This window comes from Chryseobacterium sp. CS3K3.1, from assembly GCF_059515165.1.
Genome location: NZ_JCAKRV010000002.1, coordinates 47,665 through 62,609, shown reverse-complemented (window position 1 = coordinate 62,609; position 14,945 = coordinate 47,665). Strand labels below are relative to the sequence as shown.

12 protein-coding genes are annotated in these 14,945 nt (G+C 37.3%); 7 read left to right on the top strand and 5 right to left on the bottom strand.

The window, feature by feature from the left end:
• The first annotated feature begins 91 nt into the window (after window positions 1-91).
• Complete coding sequence (locus tag AC5YGI_RS02690) at window positions 92-2,416, top strand: GEVED domain-containing protein (protein WP_496167430.1); 2,325 nt, start codon at window positions 92-94, stop codon at window positions 2,414-2,416.
• A gap of 181 nt (window positions 2,417-2,597) precedes the next feature.
• Here the strand turns inward: AC5YGI_RS02690 and AC5YGI_RS02685 are convergent, their stop codons facing one another.
• Both AC5YGI_RS02685 and AC5YGI_RS02680 read right to left on the bottom strand, forming a co-directional pair.
• The gene (locus AC5YGI_RS02685) at window positions 2,598-2,756 is read right to left on the bottom strand and encodes a hypothetical protein (RefSeq protein WP_171006318.1); all 159 of its coding nucleotides are present in this window, start codon (window positions 2,754-2,756) and stop codon (window positions 2,598-2,600) included.
• 43 nt (window positions 2,757-2,799) lie between these two features.
• On the bottom strand, window positions 2,800-3,627 hold the full coding sequence (locus tag AC5YGI_RS02680; RefSeq protein ID WP_330745660.1) for an ion transporter: 828 nt from the start codon (window positions 3,625-3,627) through the stop codon (window positions 2,800-2,802).
• Between the two features lie 250 nt (window positions 3,628-3,877).
• On the opposite strand from AC5YGI_RS02680, the gene AC5YGI_RS02675 reads away from it, so the two are divergent.
• From AC5YGI_RS02675 to AC5YGI_RS02660, 4 genes are all read left to right on the top strand, one after another.
• Window positions 3,878-4,726: a phage tail-like protein gene (locus AC5YGI_RS02675; protein ID WP_446106410.1), complete on the top strand. Its 849-nt coding sequence runs from the start codon at window positions 3,878-3,880 to the stop codon at window positions 4,724-4,726.
• A 126-nt stretch (window positions 4,727-4,852) separates the two neighbouring features.
• Window positions 4,853-5,950: a Nif3-like dinuclear metal center hexameric protein gene (locus tag AC5YGI_RS02670; protein WP_330745662.1), complete on the top strand. Its 1,098-nt coding sequence runs from the start codon at window positions 4,853-4,855 to the stop codon at window positions 5,948-5,950.
• 2 nt (window positions 5,951-5,952) lie between these two features.
• Entirely contained in the window at window positions 5,953-6,729 is a 777-nt protein-coding gene (locus AC5YGI_RS02665) for a zinc ribbon domain-containing protein (protein ID WP_110009291.1), read from the top strand.
• Between the two features lie 393 nt (window positions 6,730-7,122).
• Window positions 7,123-8,082: a hypothetical protein gene (locus AC5YGI_RS02660; RefSeq protein WP_330745663.1), complete on the top strand. Its 960-nt coding sequence runs from the start codon at window positions 7,123-7,125 to the stop codon at window positions 8,080-8,082.
• Window positions 8,083-8,147: 65 nt separating this feature from the next.
• On the opposite strand, the gene AC5YGI_RS02655 is transcribed toward AC5YGI_RS02660, so the two are convergent.
• Window positions 8,148-9,926 carry an AMP-dependent synthetase/ligase gene (locus AC5YGI_RS02655; RefSeq protein ID WP_330745664.1) on the bottom strand — a complete coding sequence of 593 codons (1,779 nt, stop codon included), beginning with the start codon at window positions 9,924-9,926 and terminating at the stop codon, window positions 8,148-8,150.
• Between the two features lie 345 nt (window positions 9,927-10,271).
• Here AC5YGI_RS02655 and AC5YGI_RS02650 point away from each other — a divergent pair, with 345 nt between their 5' ends.
• Together AC5YGI_RS02650 and AC5YGI_RS02645 are read left to right on the top strand one after the other, a co-directional pair.
• Complete coding sequence (locus AC5YGI_RS02650) at window positions 10,272-11,411, top strand: acyl-CoA dehydrogenase (protein ID WP_110009295.1); 1,140 nt, start codon at window positions 10,272-10,274, stop codon at window positions 11,409-11,411.
• Between the two features lie 21 nt (window positions 11,412-11,432).
• On the top strand, window positions 11,433-11,798 hold the full coding sequence (locus AC5YGI_RS02645; protein ID WP_034695305.1) for a hypothetical protein: 366 nt from the start codon (window positions 11,433-11,435) through the stop codon (window positions 11,796-11,798).
• Window positions 11,799-12,038: 240 nt separating this feature from the next.
• Here the strand turns inward: AC5YGI_RS02645 and AC5YGI_RS02640 are convergent, their stop codons facing one another.
• Entirely contained in the window at window positions 12,039-12,983 is a 945-nt protein-coding gene (locus AC5YGI_RS02640) for a DUF4349 domain-containing protein (RefSeq protein WP_496167427.1), read from the bottom strand.
• 349 nt (window positions 12,984-13,332) lie between these two features.
• On the bottom strand, window positions 13,333-14,928 hold the full coding sequence (locus tag AC5YGI_RS02635) for a peptide chain release factor 3 (protein ID WP_330745666.1): 1,596 nt from the start codon (window positions 14,926-14,928) through the stop codon (window positions 13,333-13,335).
• Window positions 14,929-14,945 lie beyond the last annotated feature (17 nt).

Genomic DNA, 14,945 nt, shown 5'->3' with positions numbered 1-14,945 from the left:
AGAAAAAGTTTAATTCATTGTGATATAATTAAATAAATATTTTTTTTATTGCTGATTTTCACTAGATTTGATTAACTAATACTGTTTTTATATGAGAAATTTTTTACTTGTTGGTTTCTTAATGGCCGGCTTTTTATCTTCTGCACAGACTTACTGTACACCTGCTTTTGCCAGTGGGTGTAGTGGAGGAGATATGATAGATTCTTTTGCAATTCCGGGTGCCGGATTTGATCATCCTAATACAGGGTGTTCTACTGATGCCTATGGAGATTATACCTCTATGACGATCAACCTGAGTGCAGGTTTGAGTTATGATTTTAGTGTTAAACATGATTACAGCGATCAGAATGTCCGTATCTGGATAGATTTCAATAACGACGGAACTTTTGATGATGCCGCTCCTGAACTTGTAGCTACGGCAAGCAGTACTCTTGTAGGAGCCAATAATATTACGGCCGGACTTATAACCATTCCTGCTACCGTTACTCCAGGTACTTACAGGATGAGAGTAGGCGACAGGTTCTCCAGTGATCCTATACCTTGTAATACGGATGGGTACGGAGAAGCACATGATTATACGGTAAACATCGGCGCGGTTCCGACCTGTTTTGCACCATCTGCTTTAACGGTATCTGCTGTTACGGCCAATTCTGCCCAGATCGGATGGACAGCTCCTTCTTCTGCGCCGGGAAGCGGTTACGAATATTATTATTCAACTTCCGGTACATATCCTACTGCTGCGACAGTTGTTTCCGGATCTATCAATGGACTGACTACAAATCTGCCATCCCTTGCACCAGCCACTACCTATCATGTATGGGTACGCTCTGTGTGCAGTACTTCGAACAAAAGTGCATGGTCCCAAATGGCAACATTTACGACATCATGTGTCGCTGTGGGGGTACCTTACGCATTGGATTTCGAAAGTATAACTCCACCTGATATGCCGAATTGTACTTCGGTAGTGAATGATGGTGCCGGAAATATGTGGGAAACAGGTGATCTGGATGCCCAGGGATTTACAGGGAATGTTCTTCAGTATTCTTACGATTATGCTAATAATGCCGATACCTGGTTTTTTACCAATGGAATCAACCTTACTGCAGGAACTACCTACAGAATTAAATATAAATATGCCAATGCAGAAGGAACTGTATACGCAGAAAAATTAAAAGTAGCCTATGGAACTTCAGCTACCAGCGCTGGAATGACCAATACACTGGCGGATCACCCGAATATTGTTACCAGTACAGCAACGAGCGCTTTTGTGAACTTTACGCCAGCAGCTACAGGTGTTTATTATTTTGGATTCCAGGCGTATTCTGATGCTAATATGAATCAATTATATGTTGATGATATTAAAATCGATGTAGCGCCGGCTTGTAGTGAACCTAATGCATTAGCTGTTTCAAACATTACTGCTGCAGGCGCTACCATTTCCTGGGCTGCAGCTACTCCCGTTCCTGCAAACGGATATGATATCTATTACAGCACAACCAATACGGCACCTACAGCAACAAGCACACCTAATTTTACAGGAGTTACAGCAACTACCTATAATATTCCAGGTTTAGCTTCTTCATCTGTGTATTATGTATGGGTGAGATCTGCATGTAGCACAACGAGCAAAAGTGCATGGAGTGATTCTGCCACATTTACAACATTATGTTCAAGTGCAAACCTTCCTTATGTTGTAGATTTTGAAAATGTTACTGTTCCGGAGCTTCCGGGTTGTACAATGAATGTTAATGCAGGGGCTGCAAATGACTGGGAAACAGCGGATCCTCCTTCTGACAGCCAGGGATTCACTACCAATGTGCTGAAATATCAGTACAACTCTTCCAATTCTGCCGATGCATGGTTCTTTACACAGGGATTGAACTTAACAGCAGGAGTACAATATACAATCAGTTATCAATATGGTAATAATTCATCAACTTATGCTGAAAAACTGAAAGTAGCATATGGTACTTCTCCTGATGCGGCCGCTATGACGGGCTCTATAGCAGATTATCCTTCAATCAGTGATGGAATTGCTCATACCGAATCTATAACATTTACAGTTCCTGCAACAGGGGTGTATTTCTTTGGATTTAATGCTTATTCAGATCCGGATCAGTATAATCTGTATATAGACGATATCAGTATTAACAATGCCAACCTGGCAACATCCGAAGTCGCTGCAGCGAAAAATAATATCCAGATTTATCCTAATCCATTTACAGATGTGTTGAATATCTCCGATGTGAAAAATGTGAAAAATGTATCTGTGACAGATGCTACGGGAAGATTAGTGAAAACTATTGGTACTCCTGAATCTACGATCCATTTAAGGGATGTAACGCAGGGAGTTTATCTGATAACGCTTGAAATGAAAGACGGATCTAAACAAACGATCAAAGCCATTAAAAAATAATTCATCATTTAAATAAAAAAAGGAAGACGGGTCATATTTGATCCGTCTTTTTTATTGAGATTAAATAGTATTTGAAAATCTTGATAAAAAAAGATGAGTGAAATGTTCAGCTCATCTTTTTATTTTATCCGGGTTCGCGATGATTGTAAATTGTTTATCGTCGACAATTGCACATCACTCATCATTTATCGGGTACTGGCTGTATATCGCCTGTATTCATAAGATCAAAAACAGCAGGGAAGAACATTACTAATATAAAATAAATGATGACCATCAGTACAATCAGTGCAAAAAGAATAATTACTAAGCTATTGGGTCTGTTTTTCTTTTTTGGTTCCATGATTTTGTGGTGTTTGATTAATGAATTTTACTTATATCAAATATTAAGCTAATTTCTTGCCACATTTCTTACAATACCTCGCGTCATCATCAATATCGTCGTTTCCGCAGCGTTCGCATACCATTTCCAGGTTTTGTCTTTTGTTTCTCATTTCTGCGGTTACAATACCGGTAGGGACTGCGATAATAGAATAACCGGCCAGCATAAGAATAACCGCAAAAAACTTGCCTAAGGGCGTAATAGGAGATACATCACCATATCCTACAGTAGTTACCGTAACAACGGCCCAGTAGATAGATTGCGGTATCGTTTCAAATCCAGGTCTTCCACCTTCTACCATAAACATAAGTGAGCCTACAATGACTGAGAAAATGATCAGGAACAGAAGGAAAATGTAAATTTTTCTCGAACTGTTCTTTAAAGCCCTTACAATGAAATACCCGTCATTCATAAAATCCAGTAAATTGAAAATCCTGAATATTCTCAACATTCTCAACATTCTGAAAATCAGAAAATACTTGGTAATCGGAAAGAAAAAACTGAGAAAAAAGGGAACCAGAGCCAGAAAATCTATAATTCCGAAAAAACTGAATATATAGTTCCGCTTATTTTTTACCACTGCAATCCGCATAGAATATTCCATTGTAAAGAAAATGGAGATGATCCATTCAAGAATCAGAAAGGTATAATGGAATCTCTTATCAAGCTTAGGTACACTTTCCATCATGATAATAGCTGTACTTGCAAGAATTAAAGACAATAATATGATATCGAACAGTTTTCCAAGCTTCGTATCAGAGCGATAAATTATCCGGTAAAGGAATCTTTTCCAGAGAGTGTCCTCAGGAATAAGATTATGTTCTCTTTCCATTTAGATAGGGGTATTTCACAGCGAAGTTAATAATTTATATAAAGAATAGGGTAAATATATGATTGTTAAAAGAATCTTGCAAATGTTAAAATGAAATTCATCATTAAAAAGTGAATTATTGTATGTTAATTGGATGATTTTCAATATTTTATAATTAACAAAATACGGATAAAATATGACATATAAAAATGTTTTTTTTAACATTTTTATCGTTCAAGTTTGTAATTTTATTCTACAAAAGCTTTATATCATGAGAAAAATTTTAACCTTTTTAATGCTGTTTTTAATAAACAGTATTACGTATGCTCAGGTTGGGATTAATACTGTTACACCAAATAGTGCTTCAGTACTGGATATAGTTTCCAACCAGAAAGGAATTCTCATTCCTCGTCTTACTGATACTGACCGGGATACCAACCTGGCTGATAATGACGTTTCCACAGTGCCTCCTGCAGGTGTAGTAAACGCTAATCTTACTGCAGGAACTCTTATTTATAATACGACAACGAATAACTTCCAGTATTGGGATGGTACCCTCTGGAGACAGCTTTTTGTTCCCACATCTTCTCAGGCTGGTAACGACGGTGTCGTTAAAATCAATTCTGGAAACGCAAATGTAAAACCCTCATTCAATTTAACGGCATCAGGAAGCGGCTATGGCCCGAGACAACAGGTGCTTTATGCCACACCGCTGGTTTTTGCCGCAAGCCCTACTACAAGTTGGCCGGAAACTACCGTTCCATTTCCGGGAGTTACGAGCAATATCTATATTGCGGCTACCGGTAAATGGAGAGAAAATGAAATTAACGGGCAGGTTCATTTTTGGAGAGCAATCGCTACAATTACTCCAGGTTCCAACTCTTCAGGATCCATAAAAGCTACTTTTAAAAATCCCGATTCCGGTTTTGAAATCAATTCTATCCAGCTGGTTCCAAGCGGCTCCAGTGGAACAGGTAATATCCTTACCTTTTATTTCTATACCATTGCGGACCCTGCGAGTCTTGATCCGGGAAGAGGGTATCAGCTTTTTATGGAATCTGATATCAACTGTGGCGTAGTAGTAGATTCTTTTACAAGAGTATCGCTTTTCAAAGATTAATAGTCTTATTGAGTTCTTTTTTTATATCAAAGCAAAACCGGTTGAAGAAAGCCGGTTTTTTATTGTAAATTTTTCCGGGTTTTTGGTAAAATTAATATCTTCGCTGTAACCGTAAAATATAAATTAATGAAGCTAAAAACTGTAATTGCAAAGATTGAAGAAGAAATAAGCATCAGGCAGGCAGAAGATTTTGATAATGTAGGATTGCTGTGTGGTGTTTATGATCGTGATGTGTCGGGAATTCTGGTTTGTCATGATGCGCTGGAAAATGTAGTAGATGAAGCGATTGAGAGAAATTGTAATCTGATTGTATGTTTTCATCCCATTATATTTTCCGGGTTAAAATCTTTGACAGGGAAGAATTATGTAGAGCGGGCTGTTTTAAAAGCTATTGAAAATAAAGTGGCGATCTATGCTATCCACACTGCATTTGACAATGATTTCTTTGGAGTGAACCATGGTATATGCAGTCAGTTAGGATTAAAGAATATGAAGATTCTTCAGCCCAAAGAAAATAATTTAAAGCAGTTAACGGTTTTTGTTCCTAAAGAGTATTCGGAAAAAGTAAAAGAAGCCATGTTCTCAGCCGGAGCAGGAAATATAGGATTCTATGATGAATGCAGTTTTACAGTGAATGGTAATGGAACATTCAGACCTGTGGAAGGCTCAAATCCGTTTTCGGGACAGCAGGGCATTCGTGAAAATGCAGATGAAGATATGATTTCTGTAATTTTTGAAGGCTTTAAACAAGGGCAGATTGTAGGCGCTATGAGGTCAGCACACCCTTATGAAGAAGTAGCCTATCAGGTTTATAGTCTGGATAATAAAAATCATCATGCCGGATTGGGAATGTACGGTGATCTGGAAGAGGAAATGGATGAAAAAGATTTCCTTGGGTTTGTAAAAGAAAAATTTGGACTGGAGGTGATCAAACATTCTTCTTTTAACAATAAAAAAATCAAAAGAGTAGGGGTTCTGGGAGGCTCGGGGGCAAGCGGGATAAGATCTGCAGCGGCCAGAAAATGCGATGCTTACCTTACAGGAGATCTTAAATATCACGATTATTTTTTAGCAGAGTCTAAAATGCTGATCTGTGATATAGGACATTATGAGTCCGAACAATTTGTTGCTCAACAATTATTTGAAATTTTATCACAAAAATTTAGTACATTTGCAATTTCAAAATCTATTGAAAAAACAAACCCAGTAAATTATTTCATTTAAATATGGCAAAAACCAACGATATTTCAGTTGAAGAAAAATTAAGAGCTTTATACGATTTACAGATCATTGATTCAAGATTGGATGAAATCCGAAATACTAGAGGAGAATTGCCAATTGAAGTTGAAGATCTTGAAATCGAGATTGAAGGTCTTGAAAAAAGAGCTGAAAAATTTCATGCTGATATCAAAGATCAGGAAGATCAGATCAAAACAAAGCATGAAGTAATTAACCATGCTAAAACTTTAATTGAGAAATACAAATCTCAGCAGGATAATGTAAGAAACAATAAAGAGTTTGAAGCATTAGGAAAGGAAATGGAATTCCAGGAGCTGGAAATTCAGCTTGCTGAAAAAAGAATTAAAGAATTCGGAGCTAAAATTGCTCACAAAAACGAAACTTTAGCTGAACTGAATGCAAAGATCGACGATTTGAAAAGCCACTTGAAATTCAAGAAAGAAGAATTGGATGGTTTGATCTCTGAAACTCAGAAAGAAGAAGAATATCTTTTAGAGCAGTCTAAAGAATTTGCAGCTAAAATTGATGAGAGATTATTGGCTTCTTACAACAGAATCAGAACAAACTCTATCAACGGTCTTGCTGTTGTAGGATTAGAAAGAGGAGCTCCAAAAGGATCTTTCTTCACGATTCCTCCTCAGAAGCAAATGGAAATTGCTCAGAGAAAGAAAATCATCATTGATGAGCACTCTGGAAAAATCCTTGTGGATGATGAGTTGGTAATGGAAGAAAACGAAAAAATGAAATCTGTAATTAAATTCTAGTTATTGATTTTTAAGTCATACGAAAGCTGTTTCAGAAATGAGACAGCTTTTTTTATGGCATATAGTGTACAGTATTTTGATACTGGTTGGCAAAAGAGAAAATAATACTTATTTTTCCTATTTTTTATTAATTATTTTAATTTTAATTAATAATATTAAATTATTGCCAACATAATGTTTTTATATGTATATTTACTGTAATCAAAAGGCATGATGATTAAATAACTTACAGAGCTTCAGCAGGAGATATAGGAGGTAAGGCTTTATGGTTACAATAAAAGCAGACACATCCATTAACTATAGCTTTTGACCCGTTCAAAATGAATTTTTATAAATGATATCGTTTGGATATTCTGCTATTCAATTTAAGCACAACAAGAAAAATTATATATCATGAAAAAATTATTTATGGGGTTTTTATCTCTTTTAAGTTATTGCTTGCTAGGGCAATTTGGAAATGTTGGTATTAATACAGTCACTCCTGGAAGTACTTTGGAAATTAACGGAAGTCTTGCCGCACAGTACCGGCTGGTATCAGCGGATTACAATATGAGTATTACAGATTATTATGTAGCCTATAATAGCAGTTCAGTCGGTACCATAACACTGCCGGGAGCTATTGCCGCTTATCCTGCACAGGGACATATCAAGGGACGCGTATATTATATTAAAAATACAGGAAGTTTCAATGTCAATATAACAGCCAATGGAAGTGAGCTGATAGATAATCAGCCGGGTGCTGCCGTATCATCTATAGGGCTTGGGCAGGGATGGGCAGCGATACTGATTAGCAATGGCAATGCTGGTTCCGGGGTAACCTGGGAAGCTGTAGTGATCAATCCTAATAATGCCATCAATACCATTATTGGTATGTCATCAAGCTCAACGTATAGTTTACCTTCTACGGCAAACTTTAATTCGGGTATTCCGCAGGTGCTGCCTTTTACAGCCGCTGAAGTACAGGTTAACCAGGGTTCAACTGCTTCGTGGGATGCTGCAAACAACCGTTTTGTTATTAATGAAACGGGTGTCTATGAACTGGATGCTTTGTCCTATTTCGGAGCCGGAGGGACTACAGGGTCAAGCAATTATATTGGTGTTAATCTGGGTATTACAAAAAATGGAACGGCTGCTGCCAACCTTATTGCCGGTACCCGCTCAAATATAGGGCAGCTTATTGCGGGGGCCGGGAATACACCTATTTCATTCCATTGTCTTGTCAATTTAGTTGCTGGTGATATTATTTATTTAACGATGTATAGAGGTGCTTTTGACAATGCTACAGGAACAGTGCAGTCGCAGGCACCTGCGGGTGTTTCTGAGGCCCGTCATTTCAGTCTGAAGAAATTATAAGGATGAAGAAAAATATGTTCTTGTCAATAAAAAAACCGCTTCAATAATGAAGCGGTTTCTGTTTTTTATTCATGATGATCATACATCTTATTGTATAAAGCGATAAATTTTTCTTTTACGGCTTTTCTCTTCAGTTTTAACGTTGGAGTAAGCAGTCCGCTTTCGATGCTCCATACTTCAGGAGTAAGCTCAATTTTTTTGATTTTCTCCCAGTTTCCAAGGTGTTCATTGATGCCTTCGATTTCCTTTTCAATTCTTTGCTTCAATTCAGGGCTTTTTGCAATTTCTTCAGGAGTTGAGCCTAAATTCAGGTTATTTCTCATAGCCCAGCTTTTTGCAAATTCAAAATCAGGCTGTACTAAAGCGCATGGCATTTTTTCACCATCACCTACCACCATAATCTGCTCAATAAATTTTGAAGCTTTTGCCAGGTTTTCAATAGTCTGGGGAGCAATATACTTTCCACCGGAAGTCTTGAACATTTCTTTCTTACGGTCTGTGATCTGTAAAAATCCGTCACTATCGATATGTCCGATATCCCCGGTCTTGAAGAAACCATCCTCTGTGAAAGCTTCTTTTGTCATTTCCTCATTCCGGAAATATCCTTTGAATACAGAGGGCCCTTTTACTGTAATTTCACCATCTTCCTGAATTTTAACCTTTAAATTGTCTAATGGAATTCCTACGGTTCCCACTTTCATCTTATCAAAACTGTTCACAGAGATTACAGGTGATGTTTCTGTTAAGCCATAACCTTCCAGAATTGGAATTCCGGCATTCTGGAACATTAAATTAAGTCTTGCAGATAAGGCAGCAGATCCTGAAACCAAAGTCACGATTTCACCACCTAAACCTTCTCTCCATTTAGAAAATACAAGCTTGTCTGCAATGATTTCCTGAAGTCCGGATGGCTTTGAAATGGTTTTCTTTTTGGTGATCAGATTCAATGCCCAGAAGAATATTTTGGATTTTAATCCTCCGGCTGAAGAACCTGTATTATAGATTTTGTCATATACTTTTTCTACCAGTCTCGGAACTACGGTCATGTAATGAGGTTTCACTTCTTTTACGTTTTCACCCATTTTCTCGATACTTTCTGCGAAATAAAGAGAAAAACCATTGTACTGATAAAGATAGAACAGCATTCTTTCAAAAATATGACAGATAGGAAGGAAGCTTAATGCTCTGGCATCTTTGTAATCAAAGCCTCTCTTTTTTGGAATTCTTGGAATAGATCCCAATATGTTTGAAACAATATTGTTATGGGTAAGCATTACTCCTTTAGGTCTTCCGGTGGTTCCGGAAGTATAAATGATCGTTGCCAGATCTTCTGTATTGATCGCATTAGAAAGATCATCCACTTCAATTTGTGTAGATTCATCCTTGCCCAGATCAAGAATTTCTCTCCAGTTGGCAGCCCCGCTGATACTGTCAAAAGTAAAAATTCCCTGCAAACTCGGGATATTATGTTTTACTTTCATTACTTTATTCAACAGTTCTTTATCAGAAACAAAACAATACTGGATTTCAGCATTATTGAAGATGAATTCATAATCTTCAGGAGAAATACTAGGATAAACCGGTACTGAAACAACCCCGATCTGAGAAAGCCCGAAATCCATAATAGCCCATTCTGTGCGGGAATTGGTTGTAATCAAAGCAATTTTATCACCTGGTTTTATCCCAAGCTTCAATAATCCTCTGGATATCTTATTTCCCTCATTAATAAACTCCTGTGTAGAAGTTTTTTTCCACTCCCCATGATATTTGGTTACAAACATATCCGTTTTAGGATATTTTTCTAAAGCATAGTGTGGAATATCGAATAATCTCTTGATCGTCATGATTTTTTACGTAATTTATAAAGAAATTTAAATATAAGCATTTTTTTTAATTGAAACTATCCGAAGGTAATAATTAGAAATTAGTTAAATGCTTACCATAATAGTTTGAATCAAAAAGGAGACCGGAAGCCCTGCAGTAGGGATTTTATATTTTCAATGATTCTTTTATAGTGGTTTATTTTTCTCCAGGTTTTTTATATTGTCTTTTTAACCCATGATCTCGGATCCCGAAACGCATATCCATTATCATAAAATCTCCCCAAACCTGCCTTTTTCCCGCTTTTAATTTATTTTTTCAGATTTGCTTAAAAAGTGTAAATTTACGGCTATCTAATTATTTTTTTTATGGACTTTAATTTATCGGAAGAACAGCTGATGATTCAGCAGGCAGCAAGAGACTTTGCACAGAACGAACTTTTACCAGGAGTGATTGAAAGAGACCGTGACCAGAAATTCCCTGCTGAACAGGTGAAGAAAATGGGAGAAATGGGACTTTTAGGAATGATGGTAGATCCAAAATACGGCGGTGCAGGTATGGACAGCGTTTCTTACGTGCTTGCTATGGAAGAAATTGCAAAAGTGGATGCTTCTGCAGCTGTTGTAATGTCTGTAAACAACTCATTGGTTTGTGCCGGTCTTGAAAAATTCGCTTCTGAAGAGCAAAAAGTAAAATATCTTACTCCACTGGCCAGCGGACAGGTAATCGGAGCATTTGCATTATCTGAGCCGGAAGCTGGTTCTGATGCTACTTCTCAGAAAACTACTGCGGAAGACAAAGGAGATTACTATCTTTTAAATGGTATCAAAAACTGGATCACGAACGGTGGAACAGCTACTTATTATATCGTAATTGCACAGACAGATCCTGAGAAAAAACACAAAGGAATCAATGCTTTTATCGTTGAAAGAGGATGGGAAGGATTTGAAATCGGACCTAAAGAAGACAAATTAGGAATCAGAGGAAGTGATACTCACTCTTTGATCTTTAATAACGTAAAAGTTCCAAAAGAGAACAGAATCGGTGAAGACGGGTTCGGATTCAACTTTGCTATGGCAGTGTTGAACGGAGGAAGAATCGGTATTGCTTCTCAGGCGTTGGGTATTGCTTCAGGGGCTTACGAACTGGCATTGAAATATGCTAAAACAAGAAAAGCTTTCAAAACTGAAATCATCAACCACCAGGCGATTGCATTCAAATTGGCTGATATGGCTACTCAGATCACTGCTGCAAGAATGCTGTGCTTCAAAGCTGCGTGTGAAAAAGATGCAGGAAAAGATATCTCTGAAAGCGGAGCGATGGCAAAATTATACTCTTCTCAGGTGGCAATGGATACTACTATTGAAGCAGTACAGATCCACGGAGGATATGGATACGTGAAAGAATACCACGTAGAAAGATTAATGAGAGATGCGAAAATCACTCAGATCTATGAAGGAACTTCTGAAATTCAGAAAATCGTGATTTCAAGAAGCATCGCAAAATAACATTTATAAAACACACTACCTATGAAAAAATCTTTGTGGATCACCCTCGGTGTCGTACTGCTGTTACTGGGCGTATTTGTATGGTATAAGTACTATTTCGTTTTCGGAGAAGGAGTAAAGTCCGGATACCTGAACTATGCGATGAAAAAAGGTTATGTTTTCAAAACCTATGAAGGTAAGCTGATTCAGGAAGGTTTCGGGAGAGGAAAAACAGGAACTATTACAAGCTATGAGTTTGAATTTTCCGTAGATGATCCTGAAGTTTTCAAACAACTGGAAACCAACAGCGGTAAAACTTTTGATCTGCATTACAAAGAGTACAACGGGGCTCTTCCGTGGAGAGGAAACACAAAATTTATCGTAGATAAGGTAGTGAATATGAAATAAAACAAATAAGGCTCTCAATATGAGGGCCTTATTTTACACCAAATCACAAAATATTAATATATGAAATAAAATTTCCAAATTTATTTGAACCTCGTCCGATCGGAGATTCATTGCATTTTGCTTATACTTAAAGTTAAGAGTTATTTTTCTAATAAACAACACTTCTGTTGAATATTTGGTAAAATTAAACATAAGAATCGAACACCAATTCCAAACCTCATTAAAAAAAAATTAAAAAATCTAATGAGAATCACGATCAGCGGCGTTCCTGTTCTTCTTTTTATAGAAATAATATCCAATGCCGGCAATAAGAAATAAAGGCCACAGCGGCAGGATAAACAGGAATATAGAAGTAATAACATTCCAGCCGGATTCAATGGCTGCCAGGGATTTTCCACTGAAGGTTTCAGGTTCTGTTTCTGTTTTAGCTTTCTCACTGATATTTACATTGATCGTACAGATTGCACTGTCCGTATAGTTTCGCCCTGAAACCTGAATATCTTTTGTATCAATATCTCCAATATTGCTATTTATGGCATCCATTAGCTCATCAAAATGCTGCATAGGAACTTTGATATTCAGACTGTATACTTTTTGATTTTCCCCATGAAGATAAGCGGATTCCACATAAGACAGATTTTCACTTTTGATATACCCGTTATTTCTGTTCGCTTCTTCCCGGATAATTTCCTTTACCGTTTCCACATTCTCCGCTGTTATAGAAAGATATCCTGATTTTACCATTTTATCTTGTGGCATATTCAGTTCATAACTGTCGTTCTTAGGCTTTTCTTTATAAATGATTTTGGTTTCTTTAATAACCTTAGGGGCCGGAGTTTTTACTGCAATCTTTTCAGTCTTCTTTTCTACCGAATCCTTTTTATCTATTTTGGACTCCAGTTTTGTATTCGCAATTTTATCCGATAAAGAATCTACCATCTTGGAAGTGTTTTCTATCTTTTGACGGATGTCGTTTTTCGAATTTTCAAAATCTTTTATTTTAATACTGGCCGAGTCAATGACTTTATCTGCCGTTTTACTGACATGATCTATGGTTTCTGTAGCAACAGTGGCAGCACTGTCCGCCGAATGGATGGCTTCATTGATTCTATCCTGGGTAGCTTCTGCTTTTTTGCACATAATGAAAGTGCTTGCTACAGCAGTGAGTAATATGAACTTTTTCATAAGATTAATTTTTTTGATGAAGTAAAATTAGAAGGGAAGCTCTTGTAAAGATTGTAAATGAAATGTATTATGCTGGTAAAATACTAACTCTTATATTCTCAGGGTTTTGTATTTGTTTTACAAAAGATTTACAAAGCGTTTTTCTGAGTTTAGGGTATTGAAATGATTCGAAAGCTTTGTCGTTTTACCAAATATGAGTTGGGAGATCTAAAAATTCCCATCCTCCGGAGGGGTGGCAAAAATTCAAAGAATTTTTGACGGGGTGGTTTCATAAGATATATTATAAAAAAATCCGCAGAAATTTCTGCGGATCTATATTGTAAACAATTTCGGTTTGCCTGATTGTTTCTTAGTTTTCTCTGAATTCACTGATAAAATGCAGTTTCACATTCGGGAATTTCTCCTGCGTCATATGAATGGTGAATGAAGAATCCGCCAGGAATACCAATTGATTGTATTTATCTCTCGCCAGGAATCTCTGCTTCAATCTTGCAAATTCTTTGAACTCTTCAGACTTTTCATCAGCTTCTACCCAGCAAGCTTTGTGCATAGATAGAGGTTCATAAGTACATTTTGCACCATATTCGTGTTCAAGACGGTACTGAATAACTTCATACTGAAGGGCTCCTACTGTTCCAATGATCTTTCTTCCGTTCATTTCAAGGGTAAACAGCTGTGCAACCCCTTCATCCATCAGCTGGTCAATACCTTTCGCCAATTGCTTGGCTTTTAACGGATCGTTGTTATTGATATAACGGAAATGCTCAGGAGAGAAGCTTGGAATTCCTTTGAAGCTTAATTTTTCTCCACCAGTCAATGTATCTCCGATTCTGAAACTTCCCGTATCATGTAGACCAACGATGTCACCAGGGAAACTTTCTTCCACCACTTCTTTTTTATCGGCAAAGAATGCGTTAGGAGAGGAGAATTTCATTTTTTTACCTTCTCTTACAAGCAAATAGTTTTCGTTTCTCTTGAAAGTTCCTGAAACAATCTTTACGAAAGCAAGTCGGTCTCTGTGCTTAGGATCCATATTCGCATGGATTTTGAAAACAAATCCTGTGAAAGTACTTTCCTCAGGTTTTACCAGACGGGTATCACTTTCTTTAGGCTGCGGCATCGGAGCAATATCAATGAAAGCATCCAATAGTTCGCGTACTCCAAAATTATTTAAAGCAGAACCGAAAAATACCGGCTGAAGATCACCTTTCATATAATCGTCACGATTAAATTCAGGATAAACAGACTGGATCAGATCAAGCTCTTCCCTTAAATTTTTGGCCGCTTTTTCACCAATAACATCATCAATTGAAGTATCATTGATATCATCAAACTTAATAGAATCTCCAACTTTCTGTTTTTTCTCTTCCAGAAATAACTGAATATTGTTTTCCCAGATGTTATAAATTCCCTGGAAGTCACTTCCCATTCCAATCGGTAAAGAAAGCGGACAAACGGTTAGTCCTAATTTTTGTTCTACTTCATCCAGCAGATCGAAAGCATCCTTACCTTCACGGTCCAGTTTATTAATGAAGACCAGCATCGGAATGTTTCTCATTCTACACACCTGAACCAGTTTTTCCGTCTGTTCCTCAACCCCTTTTGCAACGTCGATGACAACGATTACAGAGTCTACGGCTGTTAATGTTCTGTAGGTGTCCTCAGCAAAGTCTTTGTGACCCGGAGTATCCAGAATGTTGATTTTATGATCTCTATATTCAAATGCCAATACGGAAGTCGCTACAGAGATTCCTCTCTGTCTTTCAATTTCCATAAAGTCGGAGGTAGCTCCTTTTTTTATTTTGTTGGATTTTACCGCACCCGCTTCCTGAATTGCTCCCCCGAAAAGAAGTAACTTTTCTGTAAGAGTTGTTTTTCCGGCATCCGGGTGGGAAATGATCCCGAAGGTCTTTCTTTTTTGTATTTCTTTGATTAAGTCTGACATATCGTATTTTGAAGTTG

Coding starts and splice junctions, on each gene's coding strand:
- AC5YGI_RS02660 (WP_330745663.1), top strand. CDS start 7,123: ATGAAAAAATTATTTATGGGGTTTTTATCTCTTTTAAGTTATTGCTTG.
- AC5YGI_RS02675 (WP_446106410.1), top strand. CDS start 3,878: ATGAGAAAAATTTTAACCTTTTTAATGCTGTTTTTAATAAACAGTATT.
- AC5YGI_RS02655 (WP_330745664.1), bottom strand. CDS start 9,926: ATGACGATCAAGAGATTATTCGATATTCCACACTATGCTTTAGAAAAA.
- AC5YGI_RS02665 (WP_110009291.1), top strand. CDS start 5,953: ATGGCAAAAACCAACGATATTTCAGTTGAAGAAAAATTAAGAGCTTTA.
- AC5YGI_RS02690 (WP_496167430.1), top strand. CDS start 92: ATGAGAAATTTTTTACTTGTTGGTTTCTTAATGGCCGGCTTTTTATCT.
- AC5YGI_RS02670 (WP_330745662.1), top strand. CDS start 4,853: ATGAAGCTAAAAACTGTAATTGCAAAGATTGAAGAAGAAATAAGCATC.
- AC5YGI_RS02650 (WP_110009295.1), top strand. CDS start 10,272: ATGGACTTTAATTTATCGGAAGAACAGCTGATGATTCAGCAGGCAGCA.
- AC5YGI_RS02640 (WP_496167427.1), bottom strand. CDS start 12,983: ATGAAAAAGTTCATATTACTCACTGCTGTAGCAAGCACTTTCATTATG.
- AC5YGI_RS02680 (WP_330745660.1), bottom strand. CDS start 3,627: ATGGAAAGAGAACATAATCTTATTCCTGAGGACACTCTCTGGAAAAGA.
- AC5YGI_RS02685 (WP_171006318.1), bottom strand. CDS start 2,756: ATGGAACCAAAAAAGAAAAACAGACCCAATAGCTTAGTAATTATTCTT.
- AC5YGI_RS02635 (WP_330745666.1), bottom strand. CDS start 14,928: ATGTCAGACTTAATCAAAGAAATACAAAAAAGAAAGACCTTCGGGATC.
- AC5YGI_RS02645 (WP_034695305.1), top strand. CDS start 11,433: ATGAAAAAATCTTTGTGGATCACCCTCGGTGTCGTACTGCTGTTACTG.